13 protein-coding genes are annotated in these 16,656 nt (G+C 41.2%); 9 read left to right on the top strand and 4 right to left on the bottom strand.

Annotated features, from left to right (window positions below; genetic code table 11):
• Positions 1-124 precede the first annotated feature (124 nt).
• Entirely contained in the window at positions 125-1,528 is a 1,404-nt protein-coding gene (locus A6049_RS26475) for an MFS transporter (protein ID WP_063567473.1), read from the bottom strand.
• Between the two features lie 452 nt (positions 1,529-1,980).
• On the bottom strand, positions 1,981-2,514 hold the full coding sequence (locus tag A6049_RS26470; protein WP_063567472.1) for a YbhB/YbcL family Raf kinase inhibitor-like protein: 534 nt from the start codon (positions 2,512-2,514) through the stop codon (positions 1,981-1,983).
• A 179-nt stretch (positions 2,515-2,693) separates the two neighbouring features.
• Here A6049_RS26470 and A6049_RS26465 point away from each other — a divergent pair, with 179 nt between their 5' ends.
• The 7 genes from A6049_RS26465 to A6049_RS26435 all read left to right on the top strand — a co-directional run bounded on the left by A6049_RS26465 (position 2,694) and on the right by A6049_RS26435 (position 9,999).
• Positions 2,694-3,359 carry a GntR family transcriptional regulator gene (locus A6049_RS26465; RefSeq protein WP_063567471.1) on the top strand — a complete coding sequence of 222 codons (666 nt, stop codon included), beginning with the start codon at positions 2,694-2,696 and terminating at the stop codon, positions 3,357-3,359.
• Between the two features lie 304 nt (positions 3,360-3,663).
• Positions 3,664-3,930, top strand: coding sequence for a CD3324 family protein (locus A6049_RS26460; protein WP_063567470.1), 267 nt, complete (start codon positions 3,664-3,666; stop codon positions 3,928-3,930).
• A gap of 156 nt (positions 3,931-4,086) precedes the next feature.
• The gene (locus A6049_RS26455) at positions 4,087-5,169 is read left to right on the top strand and encodes a hypothetical protein (RefSeq protein WP_063567469.1); all 1,083 of its coding nucleotides are present in this window, start codon (positions 4,087-4,089) and stop codon (positions 5,167-5,169) included.
• A gap of 216 nt (positions 5,170-5,385) precedes the next feature.
• Positions 5,386-7,359 (top strand): elongation factor G, encoded by a 1,974-nt coding sequence (locus A6049_RS26450; RefSeq protein WP_063567468.1) that lies wholly within the window; start codon positions 5,386-5,388, stop codon positions 7,357-7,359.
• A gap of 160 nt (positions 7,360-7,519) precedes the next feature.
• On the top strand, positions 7,520-8,083 hold the full coding sequence (locus tag A6049_RS26445) for a GNAT family N-acetyltransferase (RefSeq protein WP_063567467.1): 564 nt from the start codon (positions 7,520-7,522) through the stop codon (positions 8,081-8,083).
• A gap of 96 nt (positions 8,084-8,179) precedes the next feature.
• Positions 8,180-8,755 carry a TetR/AcrR family transcriptional regulator gene (locus A6049_RS26440; RefSeq protein WP_063567466.1) on the top strand — a complete coding sequence of 192 codons (576 nt, stop codon included), beginning with the start codon at positions 8,180-8,182 and terminating at the stop codon, positions 8,753-8,755.
• A gap of 203 nt (positions 8,756-8,958) precedes the next feature.
• The gene (locus A6049_RS26435; RefSeq protein WP_205412046.1) at positions 8,959-9,999 is read left to right on the top strand and encodes an NADH:flavin oxidoreductase; all 1,041 of its coding nucleotides are present in this window, start codon (positions 8,959-8,961) and stop codon (positions 9,997-9,999) included.
• An 882-nt stretch (positions 10,000-10,881) separates the two neighbouring features.
• On the opposite strand, the gene A6049_RS26430 is transcribed toward A6049_RS26435, so the two are convergent.
• Positions 10,882-12,732, bottom strand: a complete 1,851-nt coding sequence (locus A6049_RS26430; RefSeq protein ID WP_063567465.1) for an ABC transporter substrate-binding protein — start codon at positions 12,730-12,732, stop codon at positions 10,882-10,884.
• A gap of 125 nt (positions 12,733-12,857) precedes the next feature.
• Between A6049_RS26430 and A6049_RS26425 the strand changes: the two genes are divergently transcribed.
• Together A6049_RS26425 and A6049_RS26420 are read left to right on the top strand one after the other, a co-directional pair.
• The gene (locus A6049_RS26425; RefSeq protein ID WP_063567464.1) at positions 12,858-13,472 is read left to right on the top strand and encodes a non-canonical purine NTP pyrophosphatase; all 615 of its coding nucleotides are present in this window, start codon (positions 12,858-12,860) and stop codon (positions 13,470-13,472) included.
• On the top strand, positions 13,465-14,430 hold the full coding sequence (locus A6049_RS26420; protein WP_240321552.1) for a DMT family transporter: 966 nt from the start codon (positions 13,465-13,467) through the stop codon (positions 14,428-14,430). The genes A6049_RS26425 and A6049_RS26420 overlap by 8 nt, the downstream gene beginning before the upstream one ends.
• A gap of 332 nt (positions 14,431-14,762) precedes the next feature.
• Here A6049_RS26420 and A6049_RS26415 read toward each other — a convergent pair whose 3' ends face one another.
• Entirely contained in the window at positions 14,763-16,088 is a 1,326-nt protein-coding gene (locus tag A6049_RS26415) for a hypothetical protein (protein WP_063567463.1), read from the bottom strand.
• Positions 16,089-16,656: the final 568 nt, after the last annotated feature.

Below are 16,656 nucleotides of genomic sequence, written 5' to 3'. Positions count from 1 at the left end.
GCAAGAAGAATGTCTCTTATTAACTTTAAATGAACTGGTATGCAGATTTTTTGATTAAGCAGTCTAGATTTGATTATTGAAGTTATCAAACCCGATCTGACCTAGCATTTCCATATTACCGTGACTAAGTAACTGGTTCGCTATTCATCTTTTCGTCCTTAGCCATTGTACCTGTTCGCCTGAATTGGACATAATATAATGCAGCTACGGCAACGATAAGAATGGGAAGTGTCAGGAAAATATTGCTATATACGAAAGTTGCACTGTTTTGTGGTATCGGATTTAAGTTAATGGTCGATGTGCCCAAATCTAGTATCTTGCCGATAACAGCTGTTGATGTGGCCGTAGCAATAAAAGTGACCATCGAGAATAATCCCATCCCTACGCCGATATTCTCTTTTGAGAGTGTACGTGAAACCGTGTTTGACATTGCAATTTGCATGAACGATTGACCAAGAACACCAAAAATAAGAAAGATCGCTATAAATACTGGCGACATACCAACAACTGAAGACAAAGAGAGAAAACCGATAATAAGAAGTGCAGCTGCAGTAAACACAAGGAAACGATTTCCCTTATCATCTGCTAATTTACCGCCTTGTCGACCCAAAAGCGCGGCCATTAAAGACGACGGCAACATAACTATTCCGATGAAAACCGGTGACAAGTGGTTTACAGAAGAAAGTAGCTGAGGTGTAATGAATGGAAAGGCAAAGCCAATCCCGATCATGACGAAGGTAATAATTAGACCGAATGAAAACGGTTTGTTTCGAAATATGGCCGGGTTTATGAATGGGTTTGGAGTATAGCGTATACGTAGTACGAAAAAAATGAAAATAAGAATCCCGCCTAAGGCAAGCCAAACACTTCCGTTTGTTAAAGCCAGTAACAAAATGGCTACAGTACCGGCCAGAAGTATTCCGCCAATATAATCCATTTTTCTGGAAACTCCTTTTTCATCATCTAAATATTTCCGATACATCGGCAAAGTAAGTAATGATAAAAGCGAGATTACAAATAGTACCCGCCAGTTCCATGTACTGCTTACCACGCCGGCAATGATCGGACCAATGGCCAAACCCAATGAAAATCCGATTGCAACGGTACCTAATGCACGACCGCGCCTTTCAGATGTAAAGTAACGAACGGGTACAATCATAGAAATCGCCGGAATGACTGATGCACCAGCTGCCTGTACAATTCGCCCCACAATGACCATCCAATATTCACTAGCCACTAAGCCGATGACAGATCCACTTGCAAAAAGTAGTAGGCCAAACGTCAATAAATTCTTCAAGCTGTATCTGTCTGTCAATTTACCGTAAGTTACAGAGCCAATTGCGTACACAATCATATAGCCTGTGATGATCCAACTCGCTTGTGATGAAGAAATTTGAAATTGTTTACTGATATTAGGGAGTACAATATTAAACATGGTTGCATTCATGACGGATATGATGAGTGTAAAGACAAGTAAACCAAGTAATAATTCTCCTTTATTTTTTTGAACGCTATGATTGGTTTGCATTGGAATGCCTCATTTCTATAGGATAAAACTATATTGATGAAATAACGAACCTGTATTCATTTGATGATAAAAGTTTCATCTGAATAAACCGACAATGTAATGTTTTAAATACTTCGCTGGCAGAGATGTTCAACGCTAATTTACTGAAAAGTCCTCAATGATGAGGACTTTTCAGTTTTTCTGGATATATTTTAAATTTCACTTTGTTTTTAATCTTGCTCCCACAGCCGCAAATGACGGTATGCTTCAAAATTATAATTGGCTGCTGGCAATTGGGGCATACATGATGATGTGGGTGATCGTTCAGCTTCACCACTTCCTCCGTACTTGACTCCGCATTGCATGGAGTACTTATTTTTCAAACCCTGTTGTGTGCAAAAAAAAAATCGTAAACACGCATAAGATACTCGGAATTTTTCATATCATTCTTTCCTATGCTTCAACATCTTGGTTTACTTGATTTCCCCTGTTGCCATGAGAACTGCTCTCCCCAGCGTATGACTCAGCATGGTGAATCCAAGGAGAGCTGGCGTGGAATTAGGGGCGACACTAATATTTTCGACGTCCAGCGCATGAACGACAAAATAATATCGATGCGGACCGTGTCCCGCTGGAGGCGCTGCACCGATAAAGCGTTCAAGTCTCAAATCATTCGGTAGTTGCAAGGAGCCTTGCGGCAAACCGCTGGAATACTCGTCACCTGCGCCTGTAGGTAGCTCGGTTACGCTGGCAGGGATGTTGATAACGGCCCAGTGCCACAACCCCGATCCAGTTGGGGCGTCCGGATCATATGCAGTTACGACAAAACTCTTTGTCCCGTCGGGTGCACCCGACCACTTCAAATGGGGCGAGAGATCTTTACTTCCCTCAAGTGTTGACATCTCCGAATAATGCTGGGTCGGTAGAGGATGTCCCTCCATAATGTCATTACTCTCCAATTGAAAGATTGCTACTTCTGGCAATTTGGAAAATGGATTGTTGTTCATTGTAAATTACCTCCTTTTATTTTCATTTTCGATAATACATTAAATAATCGATTCTGTAAATAATAATCGTTTTTATAATTCACTATCGAATTTAATGTTTGTTTTTTATTGATAACGGTGTAAACTATCTACATACAATTACGTAGAATTATAATGTGTATGAAGGAAGGTGCTGCTTCATGGCCAAAAGGAATGGTTCGTCCACCTTAAGCGAGAATGTCAGGAAGAAACTACAATCCGATATTTTGACTGGACAATATGAACCGGGTTCTCCATTAAAAGTTGCGGAATTAGCTAAAGGTTTCGAAGTCTCAGTTGCTGTTGTTCGCGAAGCGTTGACGCGATTGGCGACTCAGGGTCTGGTACAGCAAAATCCTAACCACGGATTTTCAGTAAAGACGGCGTCGGAAGAAGAACTGAACAACATCATACAAGCGAGGTTAATCAATGAATCCGAAGCTTTACGCCTATCCATCGCCCATGGTGATCTCACATGGGAATCCAATGTAATTGCCGTGCATCACAAGCTATCGCAAACGGCTGAGTACAAGGAAGTGAATGAAAAGCTTGTTGTCCGCGAAGAATGGTCCGAGATTCATCGTCAATTTCATTACGAGCTTATTGCCGCATGTCCGAATCCAGTTCTCTTGGATATCTGCAGTAACCTTTGGGATTTGAGCGAATTTTATCGACATTGTTCCCCCCCGCAACAGCAAGTCCGCGATGGGCTCGCTGAACATAAGGCATTAGCAGATGCAGTTCTTAGCCGCGATGGTGAACGTGCTACACAGATCTTTAGAGCACACATCCAACTAACCGCAGAGGTCTTATTCGACAACCAATAAGTTGTTTATAAGATTCAAAAGTTTAAATCAAAACTTATCGGTACCTGGGGAATTGGATAGAGACGGAGATACTTAATATTCGCATTAGCGATTTCTTGGTTAATCTAACTATTTTCTATGGAGGTGAGGCTATTGAAAACAATCGGGGTAGGGTTCTTATATGCATGGCTCTATGCAAAGCCAGTAAAGGATATGGCAATGCTTTGCATAGAGCTTAGGGACAATCACATTGCCAACGACAAATCGTAATATTCTACTAACTGGCTTTGCACCTTATTGATTTATTAAATAAGGAGTGAGGCTCATGAAATATTCAAATGCCGAGTTTGTTTTTCCCGAAGAACTGCTACGTATCATTCAAGAATACGTTCAAGGCGAATTGATTTATATCCCCAAACCCAAAGAGGAACACCTAAAATGGGGAGAGAAAACACAAAGCAAAAGTAGGGTCTCTGCTCGAAACGCTGAGATCAAATCCTTGTTTCGCAATGGAGTCAGCATAGAGGAGTTGGCAGGTCAGTATTTCTTGTCCTACGAAAGCATAAAGAAAATTGTTTATAGTAAGAACTAATGAAACCCGCTAAATGGTCGTATCGACGGTTTAGCGGGTTTTGTGCAAAGTTGGATTAAATCAACTTATACATAGAAACCGCACCTCTACATCGATAGACTCAAGTTAAGGTTGTTGGGATGAAGAACGGCCTGCTTATACGAAGGGGTGTAACGAATGAACGAAATCATGAAGAAGAAGCTGCTGGGCAAAAATGAACTGCTAATTAACATGGTTATCGAACGCGCAAAAAAAGATTTTCTAGACGATATCGCCATTATTGGGCTTACGGGTTCATTTAGCACCGGGGACTTTCACGAGAAGAGCGATCTTAATTTGATTATTATCAACAATACAGAAAGGGGATGGGAAATATCCGATTGCTTCATCTTGGATGACGTTGGATATGACATCTATTGCACGCCATGGGATTCAAGAATACAAGAGCAATCCACACTAGAGAGTCCCAACGTATCAAGCCTAACCGAGCTCAAAATACTCTACTATGCAAAGCCTGAGGATTTGGAGAAATTGAATGACTTCAGGCAAAAAGCTCTTGATGCACTTGCAAGCCCGATAGGAGAAGCGTGTCTTAATCGAGCAAAAAAATGGATTGATCTGGCTAAGCAAGCATACAGCGATACGATGCTGAGTGAAGATATCGGTTCAGTGCGACATGCATCTGCCGACGTTCTTTACAATCTAGTCAATGCCTTGGTCAGTATGAATAACACGTGTATCAAACGAGGAATCAAGCGATATTTGGAAGAGATATGCTCGTTTCGCTATGTTCCTGATGATCTCGAATCCTTATACATGTCAGTCATCGAAGCTCATACCATTGAAGATATCCGAATAGCATCATTTCATATGTTGAATAGCGTTACAAGGTTACATAGTACGATGTGCGATAACTTTATTGTTAAACCTGCTCCTAACTTTGATAATCTGAGGGGAACATACGAAGAATTGTGGTGCAACTACTACAATAAAATCTTGAACAGTGTTACAACGAATGATGCTTCCTACGTCTTTCTTTCGGCCTTTGGAGCACAAGGGTATCTTGATGAAATGGCTGTGGAGAAGGGGATCAAGAAATTTGATCTTATGCAGTACTTTGATGCAAGTGATTTACCAGTAATGAAAGAGAAGTTCCTTGAAGTGATGGATGAATATCTAGACGAGTATGATAAGGTGGGCAGAGAAGTCAAACGCTTTACAACCTTCGAGCAACTATATGACTATTATATGAATCATTGACCTACCTTATAAAGGGCCGTGAAGAATTAGTTTCTTTACGGTCTTTTTCATTTTGAGTTTATCTAGATGGATAACGAATCTGATGTTGAAGGTTTGTAATAAAATTCATAAAAAGTATAATAAGAGTATTACATATAAGGAGCGTGAATAGTATGCGAAAAAATACTATGACTATACAAAAGGAGAATAATATGAAAATAAAAAGGATGATAACGTTTGAAAAATATAAATATAGGGATTCTTGCGCATGTAGACGCAGGAAAGACGAGTTTAACTGAAAGATTACTTTTTGAAACGGGTATCATATCTGAAATCGGCAGTGTTGATAAAGGAAATACGCAAACAGATTCTATGGAAATGGAACGACAACGAGGAATTACCATTCAATCTGCTGTCGTTTCCTTTACGGTTAATAATGTGAAAGTGAATTTGATTGATACACCAGGTCACCCCGAGTTCATCTCTGAAGTTGAGAGGGCTTTACGAGTATTAGATGGAGTCATCCTTGTCATTTCATCTGTCGAAGGTATTCAAACTCAGACACGAGTTTTGATGAAGACACTTGCTAAATTGAAAATTCCTACAATCTTTTTTATCAATAAAATAGATCGTATGGGTGCAAGGTACGAATCGTTACTAACTGAGATCCATGATAAATTGACACCCCATGCTTTAGCAATGGGCTTTGTTAATAATATCGGTACATCAGCCGCGCATATGGAATTGTTCACGGAAAACAATCAGAAATTTATGGAGGGCCTAACAAATCGTTTAGCTGATAATAATGAACGCTTTCTCGAACGATATCTTTACAGCGCTAAAGACTTAGCCCCCGTTGACTTTGAATTGGAGTTTCTAGAACAGTTCAAACAAGCACAGCTTTATCCGGTGCTATTTGGTTCGGCAATTACTGGTGAGGGCATTCCCCATTTGATTACAGCCATACAGAATTGCCATTCTTCCGTTCATCATGAAAATACTCCTTTTACAAGAGGGAGAATTTTTAAAATTGAACGTGGAAAAAACGACGAAAAGATCGCTTACGTACGAGTTTTCTCTGGTGAAATCAAGATACGTGAGAGTCTTTCCTATTATCGGATGAATCAAACAGGAGAAATTATTAAATTTACCAACAAGGTCACGGGGTTGAAACACTTCTTTTCTGGAAAAACAACAGATGGAACAATTGCTGCAAGTGGAGATATCGTAAAGATTATGGGGTTAACAGACTGCCAGGTTGGCGATGATATCGGTGTTCCTTCCAATGAAACGACTGAAACTCTGTTCTCGCCGCCTAGTTTAGTAACAACGATCAAAGCCTCTGACGAAAACGAGACCATTCATTTATTCAGAGCATTGAAAAAATTAGCCGAACAGGATCCATTTATTCATATCAAACAGAATTCTCTTCAAAGGGAGCTATCTATTCATCTTTATGGTGAAATTCAAAAAGAAGTGATTCGGGATCAACTGAAAAAAGACGCTCAAATCGATATCGAATTTCTTATGACACAGCCTATTTATATTGAAAAGCCTATCTTTACAGGGGAGGCAGTTGAGAGAATGGGAGACAAGGGAAACCCATTTTATAGTACTATAGGCTTTCGTATTGATCCGAATCCTCGTTCAACCGGTATTGAATATCATCTAGAAGTAGAGCTTGGCTCCCTACCTTTATCGTTTCATAAGGCAATTGAAGAAACCGTCTATGAGACGCTTAAGCAAGGACTATATGGTTGGGAAGTTCGCGATCTAATCGTGACACTTACGGATACCGCCTATGCAAGTGCAGTTAGTACAGCTAGTGATTTTCGAAAATTAACGCCTCTTGTGCTAATGAGAGCACTAGCTGAAGCAACTACTCAAATTTATGAACCCATTCATCGGTTCGAATTAGAGGTTCCTGCTAATTATCTAAGTAGGATTTTATTTAAACTAACTCAAGCCTCTTCAACCTATCAGGATCCGATTCAGAATGACCAGGTATTTATGATATATGGCATGATCCCGATTAAGAATATTCAGTCATTCAAGAACCAACTTCCGGGTTGGACCCAAGGTGAAGGTGTATTGCTATCCGAATTTTATGGCTATCAGTCCTTCGATGGTGAAGTGCCATCATGTACAAGATACGATCATAATCCATTAAATCGGAAGGAATATCTCTTACATGTCTTGAATTCGGTGTAAGCTGATAAAGCGAGTAAAAAGCAGCGTACAAGTGGTGTACTCTGCTTTTTCTTTGATTCATTTATAAAAGAACTAGCCAGTAGAGTTCCTTCTACAAACGTTTAACAGTGTTATTAGCAGAGGCGGAAATTGTTATGATAGAAATCTGGAGGCGAATGAGATGCTGGAATTAGAGTTTACTACTATAGAGGAGTGGGATGAAGCATTGTGGGCGCGGATGGAGCGAATCTATCATGAGGCTTTTCAAAGCGGCGCTAAGACCAAAGCGATTCTGCGCAGTATGCTGGACCGGGGAATTGGTTATTTACACACGGGCGTGCATCATGGAGAAGTGGTTGCGATGGCTGTTACTGGACTGGAGGGGAAGGCTGTGGACCGCATCCTGATCATCGATTACCTCGCGGTTGAACAGAAGCTGCGCGGGTTGGGCATAGGGACCTGGATGCTGGAGCAGCTTAGAGCCTGGGCGTTAAGGGAACACGGGATCAAAGGTATGATTATCGAGGCGGAGTCCGGAACAACGGAGGCTCATCAGGAACGCATTCAGTTCTGGCAACGCAACGGGTTCATCCTGACTTCCTATGTCCATCAATATAGAATGGTGCCAGAGCCGTATCAGGCAATGATGTTTCCACTGGATAAAAGTACGCATGTGCCTGATGAAGGTGAAGCACTATTCCGTTATATCAATGCTTTTCACAAGGTTGCTTACCGGAAGAGTTAGACTGCATTCAAGGGACCTGCAGGAAATTTCCGTAGAGATTAGGATGGAAGATGATCAGTTATTGACTGCATGGTCAATAACTGATATATTAATCCCATGAGCAGACCAAGAGAATTTGATGTCGATCGTGTATTACACCAGTCTATGGAAGTGTTCTGGAATCAAGGCTTCAAAGCAACTTCTTATGAGGACCTTACGCGTACCACAGGAGTCAAAAAGCAAAGTTTGTACTGTGTTTTTAAAGACAAGCGATCGTTGTTCCTGAAGGCACTGGCACTTTACCGTGAACAGGTTATAGCGAAACTGAAGGAGATTGAAGCCCTGGATTCGTCTCCCGGTGATAAACTGGATGCCTTACGATATTCCCTTTTAGACGATAAAACTAACTGCCAAGGGTGTTTAATTGTGAATGCATCACTCGAATTCGGAACAGATGACGAGCAGGTCACACGCGAAGCTGAACTCATGGTAGAAGAGATTCAACTGGTATTAGAGAAGATCATAAGTAGTGGCCAGAAACAACAGTTAATTTCCAACCGGTATACGAGTATAGAGCTTGCATCTTATCTAAATAACACCATCCTGGGTGTGAGAGTTATGGAGAAATCAGGTTCATCCCGTGAACAGATCGAGATGGTTCTGCGTACTTCATTTGGCATGATCATGTCTTGATCTTTTTTTTGTGAAATTCTTGACTGCGAAGTCAAAAATAATTAAGGCGGATTAATACACCACGAAACCTTGAAGGAGGTGGGGCTTTTCAATAAAAATCGTGTATTGATTTATTTGGAAGTAACGTCTAGCTGTTAACCAGGCTGGTTGCTGTTTAACATCTCCTAGGTCAACTATATAAAACTAAATATGTGGAGGTTATTATGAATTTTTCTCAATCCGTAGAAGCATTGTTCCAACCTATAGAGTTAGGTCACTTGAAGTTATCCAATCGGATCGTTATGGCGCCAATGACGCGTCAATTTTCTCCAGACGGTATCCCGGGTTCAGATGTTGCGGGCTACTATCGCCGCAGAGCAGAGAATGCAGTGGGGCTTATTGTGACGGAAGGGACGATAATTAATCACCCGGATGCATCCAATCAACCCAATGTGCCGCATTTTTATGGTGAAGCTGCAATGAATGGTTGGGCACATGTTGTATCTGAAGTACATGAAGCTGGCGGTCGAATTATTCCACAGATCTGGCATATGGGAGCCAAAGGTCATGTTAATGATTATTCGGAAGCTGAGATTGCTACAATCGTTCAGGAATTCGCACAAGCAGCCTCAGAAGCGAAACGCGTTGGGTTCGATGGTGTTGAAATCCATGGAGCACACGGCTATCTGATCGACCAATTCCTGTATGAGAAAACCAACTCTCGTACGGATCATTACGGTGGAGATATGATGGCTCGCACACGTTTTGCAGTTGAAGTGATTGAGGCTTGCCGTGAAGTAGTTGGACCGGACTTCCCGATTGTACTGCGTTTATCTCAGTGGAAGACAGATGATTATCAGGCTAAATTGGCTGAAACACCGGCATTACTGGAGCAGCTTCTCGCACCGTTGGTTCAAGCTGGAGTCGATATCTTCCACTGTTCCACACGACGTTTCTGGGAGCCGGAATTCGAAGGTTCTGATCTGAATTTTGCTGGATGGACCAAAAAACTGACTGGAAAACCGACAATCACCGTTGGTTCGATTGGTCTTGATGGTGACTTTACAAGTCTGTTCACAGAAGGTAAAGGTGCAAGTAACGTCGGTATCGATGGATTGGTACAACGACTTCAGAATGGTGAGTTTGATTTGGTTGCTGTAGGGCGTGCTCTTCTGGTCGACCCTGAATGGGCTAAGAAAATTCAAGAAGGACGTACCGATGATCTGCTTCCATTTACAAGAGAGGCGATGACCGTACTTACTTAATTGCAATTATATTCATTAGGAATATGTATGTTATAAAGAAAAGCAGTGACAGACCAACGAAGCGGATGGACTGATCACATAACGTGAGACAAATAAAACACCTTCAAGAGAATGAAACCTTGTCGTAAGATAGGGAGATCATCTTGGAGGTGTTTTTTAATGAAAACCTCAGAGTGAGTTATCCGGTGGAATTAAAGATGAAAGCCATAGAAATGAATTGGCAAACAGAGATGTTGCGGGACAAAAACATTGTTCCATACAAAGTCGCTATTATAGCGGCTTTTTTGTTTTAAGAAATCAAGTTCTTGTCCCATGCTGAGGACAAGAACAATGTATCATTTCGGATTAGGTTATTATCTAAATAGAACTCGATGGAGATCATGTGACTAGATAAAAGCATACGATTATCAGACTTCGCTTGAATAACGATTTTTTCATTTAAGGAACTAGGTTTTTTCGACCAAAGCCAAAGAACTAGTTCATTGTTGAAAAGGTTAAGAACATGGTATTAATGTTAATAAGATTCTTCATCTGTTTCATTAAGCTAACGGGTAGGTTAGTTGAATAAAAGGAAGTTTCTAGGGTGTTCTTGATCTTGCTTAAATTTTTTGTGATATTTTAGTTTAGTAGAAAATTTACTTTGCGATAGAAAATCAATTGCTTAAGTCTTTCATCATTAAATCAGATGATAACTCGAAGGTTGTTGATATGCTTGTCCGTATAGAAAGGGGACTGTGTTTGATATTTGATATAAAGTCACCATTTTATTTATCTGAATAAGTTCCTGTCTCGAAACGAGGATGGGAACTTATTCAGATTAACGATTGAAGGTACCTAAATCAAAACCTCCCAAGTTTACTACTCCTGGATATGGAAAAATCATTAGTGCTTGGACGGTCGTAACGCAAGTCTATAAAAATCTGCCCAACCATAAGCGTTTGTTTGCATTCCTATTAAACGATTGTCATAGTAAGTAAACTGATCTAGATGGTACAAAAAGGATATAGCCAATTTATCTTTAAGCCATTGTTCTGTTTCCTGAGTCATTCGGATCCGTTTGTTTGCTTCAAGCTCATTTTCGATCTTGCGTAATCTTATGATTAGATGTTCATAAATCTCAGGGGATAGATGCCTACGTATGACGTGACGATCGTCAAACATAAGACGTAAGAAAGAAATTACCGAATTATCATTAACAACAGCGTTAGCTAATACAAGATCCGCGGCATCGATAATCTCCGTACGAATAAAATCTTCATAATCTCGAACCTCCACGTTAATCTTTATTCCATATTCAGCGCATTGTTCGCTAAACCAGCGAGCATTTCGCTCCAAGGAATCACCCAGTATATGATATGTCAGAATTGATAGTGGTTGCTCTGGATGAAAGGGAGGTGCATTAAGAGGATCTGGTTCAGTATTAAAATAGCTGGGGCCATCATTCATATATTCACGCTTTAACATTTGTTCGGTTATTATGCTCCAATTGGGAAAAAAACTGTACGCAGGGGAATAGGTATGATTATTGAGACCAACATTCATGCGGTGTGGGTTGGCCGCACGACAAAGCCAATGTCGAAAATCGTTAGATTCCAAAGGTCCCGGCTTGTTCAGTTGAAATGTCATATATGTGCATCCCGTTTCTACTTGTTTAATATCAGGCGGATGATTGTTCCGTGTGTGAAGTTGAAAAGGGTGAATATAAGGGAGGGCTTCTCCTGCTATTTCCTTAAGCGGCAATGGACGATAACGTGTCTCTGCTATGATCCACAGTTCAATCCGGTCGAGTTGAGCTCGTCCCGAGAAATAAGAAGGAAATGCCTCGAGAACAATTTGGGAGTTATCATTCTCAATCACTCGGAACGGTCCACTTCCAATAGGTAGACGTGCAAAATCCCTAGGCAAACGTTCTGCGGAAGAAAGGGGGAGGATCGAAGCCCGCGGAGAAGCGAGCAGTTGTAATAAAAGATGATAAGGTCGTTTAAGACTAATCTCAACACAGTAAGGGCCCTGTGCCCGGATTTTATCCAATGGAAGCTCAGTCCATTCCGTTCGTCCAAAATCTGTAGACGTTAAACGTTTAATTGTATAGACAATATCCTTAGCATGCAGTTCAGTATTATCGTGAAAAAGTACCCCTTTAAGTATGTAAAAAGTCCATATACATCCAGTTTCGTCAGCCTCCCAGTAATAAGCCAAATGAGGGAGGACTCCGCTGTTGTCATCCTCGGTAAGAAGCGTATCAAAGAGTTGGCGAGCCATATGCCACTCCGTGCGCCGAAGTGTGAAAATCGGATCTAAATTAGGCATACTACGGTAAAAGGGTAGACGCAGCGTATCAAGTTGATAATTCTCATTCTTATCTACTCGGTAACCATACTGTCCTTCCAGCCATTGTACAAAACGACCACGTATTGCATCGTCTACGTCATGCTCTTCAAGATATCTTATTCCATCATGAAATCTTCCTTTATTCGTTGCTTCCTGGGCAAGTGCAAGTGCTACCTCGGCTTCCGAAGTTAATATAGTCAACGTTGAGCGATTACCTCGTCCGCGACCTGGGGACCATGCGATCCACCCAGCCGTACACAAACGACGTATGATCCACTTTACATTTCGTGGTGTACAGTTCCATACTGTGCCGAGCTCCTGTAATGTCGTCTTCTGTGAAATTTGCGCTTCGAGCTTACCAAATAAGTTCTTGAGATTGAAGAAATGTTCCGATAACTGCAAAAGATTCACCTCCACAATAAAAAGGGGAAGTTTCCAATTAAAAAGTATACTCTTTTTATTTCCCTTTTTTTAACTACAATCATAACATACGAACTATAAGTGTAGCTAAATAGGAGGAGAAAGTTATGGAAATTGTCTTAGCCACGTGGAACCCCAGGAAAATAAAAATGCTTATGGAAGAACTAATGGAATTACCGATCCAAACCAGGGCGTTATTTTCAGGTGAAGTGGACGAAGTTGACGAGAATGGATTAACTTTTGAAGAAAACGCGCTTTTGAAGGCCAATGCAGTGCAGCTAACATCGAATAGGATAGTAATTGCGGAAGACTCAGGGTTATGTGTAGATGTTTTGGATGGAGAGCCTGGTGTTCGTACTGCCCGGTGGGCTCCAGGTACAGATGATGATCGAAGTTTAAAATTGCTTAAAAAATTAAAACATGTATATAACCCTCCACTTCGTAACGCACGATTTATGAGTGTAATTGTAATCCGTTTCCCGGATGGTAGTAGTTCAGTTACATATGGAAAGTTAGAAGGAAGAATTGCGTTCAGTCCACGTGGTGAGCTAGCGAGTGGTTATTCTCGCATTTTTGAGTTGCCTAGCGGTTTAACCATTGCTGAAAAAGGATCACCCACTATTGAAATTAATGATCATCATCGGCAGGCTTTAGCAAAGGCAACGGAGTGTATCAAAGAATGGCTCATTGCTCAAGAAGCAAGAGGTGTCTCTATTGACTAAGGAAGACTCAAGTCGTGTAGGTACAGTCAAAGATCGTTATTTTCTCGCCATTGGTGCAGCCGTATTGGTCACTTTGCTCTGGTCGACTTCTTATATCTTAAATAAGTTTGCGTTTCAGCATAATATTGGACCTTTTACGTTAGCTGGATTACGATACACTGTTTCTGCAATTACATTGCTGCTAATTCGGTTGATTCTGGTGAATCGAACTATGATCATGCCAAAACCGGATACTCAAAAGGGAAATGCACGTATCAAATTACGACCCTATTATTTGGTTGTTCTTGGAGTAACCGGATATCTAATGGCACAGGGACTACAGTACGCTGGCCAAATGTTTATAACACCAACACAAACGAGTATGATACTCTCCGTTGGTAATACTGCAGCTTTACTTATACTCGACGTTTTTTGGCTTAGAGAGTTACGTGGTCGCTCTTCATTTATAGGTATAATGGCTGCACTTGCTGGAATTGTTGTTTTCTATTTCCCTTGGGATTTTGGGAAAAGCCATTTTAGCGGAATTGTATTAATACTTGCTTCTTGTGCTGGATATGCTATCCATTTGGCCTTTACGAGGCACTTACTAAAAAACGGCAGAGCAAAGCCGGGAGATCTTGTTCTCATTCCTATGTCGATTGGTGCCTTCGGTATGTTAATAATAGGACTATTATTTGAAGGGTTACCGAGCTTCTCTTGGCCACTTATCGGTATTCTACTTTGGCTGGGGATCATAAATGGTTCATTTGCATTCTCCTTATGGACTTGGAGTCAAAAGTACTTAAGAGCCTATGAAAATAGTCTGATCAACAATTTGATGCTATTGGAGGTCACTGTATTAGATGTTCTCTTCTTACATCGTAATTTATCATTTGTTGAGGTGCTGGGGCTACTGATGGCAGGGTTGGCTATAGTATTTGTGCAAATATACTCGCATTTAAAACGGCTTACTCAGTAACTGATAGTACTAACTAAACTGTTAAAAGTGTTTCAATTAATAAGACATAACACAACCTAAAATCAACACCGTTCAATAAACTAGGTCTGTTAGCACCTTGGTGGCATCGAGCTGAAATCTTACCAGTTTTCAAATATGCGATGCTGGTCTTATTGAAACAACGGGAAAACGTTAGCTTAATAAAACCAAGAAAGCAGCTGACCAACGTGATCGGCTGTTTTTTTATTCAACTAACGGACAGAATAGTTGAATTGTGGTGGCCCCACATCGGCACGCAAAAATCTAGGCTGCCCGCAGCGAGGTGTTCGTGGGGTTGCCTAGTTTTGTTGTGGTTATAAGCTGTAATCGATGTCTTCGTAAGCGCCTGTGAGGGCGTTTATGTATACGTGAGAAACGCCTTCGATTCCAGTGACAGAAAATGCGTATACAAGCTTGCTGTTGCGGATCTCCAGCTTTGGCTTACCCGAGACGTTTACTTTTGGTCCGAGCTTCTCAAAGGCTTGCTTCGCTGTCAGTTTCGGGTGAAGTGGAAAGGTTTTATTGTAATTGTAAAAATAATTATACGCATCAAAGCTCTTTAACGCACCAGTACGGCGATCAAACTCCCATAAAACTTGCATCTGCGGAATGGAAACTTGCTCCCGAACCGGAATATAAGTGATATGAATTGAGGTGTTTTTTATTTCTTTTGCTACTATTGTCAGACGTTCGTCAGACCAACGCGCCATCCAGGTGTCTGCTACCGAGATAGCCTGCTTTAAGTCCATCGATTGCTCCACAGCTTCTTCTTCGGAGGTCGAGCCGTCGCGTGTCACTTGGAGCACGTGTCCGCTTTTACTCAGTGTTGCAATATAGGTGCTGGTTGGTTTTCCAGCGGTGTCTGATAACTTGAAATCCATGACTTCTCCTAATTGGGGGCTGCTCCCGCCTGAGACCATGTTGACGATTTGCTTACCTGCTCCTGTATTCCAAGCTTCGCCCATGAAGATTTTCGCTTTGGCCGCAAGCTCCGTAGCCTTATAAGTGGTTTCACCGGCGAAAACGGTTCCTGGCTTCGGAGGTGCGTAAGGATTCTGATTGTACAGGAACTCGTTAAAGGCTTTATTGCCGTACGTGGACACCGAGTCGAGTTGAGACAAGGCCTCTTCCATTTCGGTCGAGATCCGTTCTATATCCGATAAAGAGGTGCCGTCACCTTTCTCTCTCATCAGATCAAGATACGGTAGGGCGGTCCTCGCGAACTTTCTCAGACGCTGAATTTGTTCTAATTGATTCTGGTTGAGCGAAATTTTCTTCTCGCTGGCGGGATAGGCCAAGTAGCGACTGCCGTTCGTGATAAACGATTCATACGCTGGCCAAGATTGAATGTTCGTTGTAGCGGATGCACTCCTTATTAATTGCAATATAAGATTGGCATTTTCAATCGCAGATTGAAGTGCTGCTTGCCGATCTGCAAACGTAGGTGCCGCAAGGGACTCCGCAAGCGCATAGTCGAAATTGCCCAAGTAGATCGATTGCATATGCGACCAGTATTGCGTATTGCGCTGTTGTTGCTGCTCCCATTGTCGATTATCCTGATGCTCCGTATAACTGAAATACGTGCCCGCTAGTGTCGTCGCGCAAAGCAGACCAATCATGGATTTAGTGAGAACGTTCATGTCTATTAAAACTCCCATCTTTGTCTTGATAATGCTTATCCACTTTAACAAAGAAGAGAACACAGTTTAATAAGTAAATATTACCAATGAAAATCGCTAGCCAGTTCTCTGATCAAGTTGTCAGTTACCAAATGAAAATCAATTGAGCAGATGAAGGATCAGTCTTCTTCCGATGTTGCATTCAAATACAACTTTGATGAGCGCAGTTCATCCAGCAGCATTGAGTATTAACTTTTAAATAAAAAGAACCGTTCTTTAATAAATGCAAATGTCCTTATCAACATGAAAATGCTAAATAAGAAATTCAATCGATGATCCTTAAACCGAGAAGTGGGGATTTACACGGCAATCAGTACAAGAAGTAAAATAAAAAGACCGCTCATCCGATACTCGGGTGAGCGGTCTTTAAGGGTTATTGTCGCGGCGCACAAACATTATTCCTTTCAAAGTCGCTATTATAGCAGTTTTTTTATTTTAAGGAATCAAGTTCTTGTCCCAAGGTGAGGACAAGAACATTGTGTCATTTCGGTTTAGTTAATTATCTAAATAGTATCATGATGTAGATCAT

It is taken from the genome of Paenibacillus sp. O199, assembly GCF_001636635.1.
Taxonomy (GTDB): domain Bacteria; phylum Bacillota; class Bacilli; order Paenibacillales; family Paenibacillaceae; genus Paenibacillus; species Paenibacillus marchantiae.
This window is presented reverse-complemented; position numbering and strand designations above follow the sequence as displayed.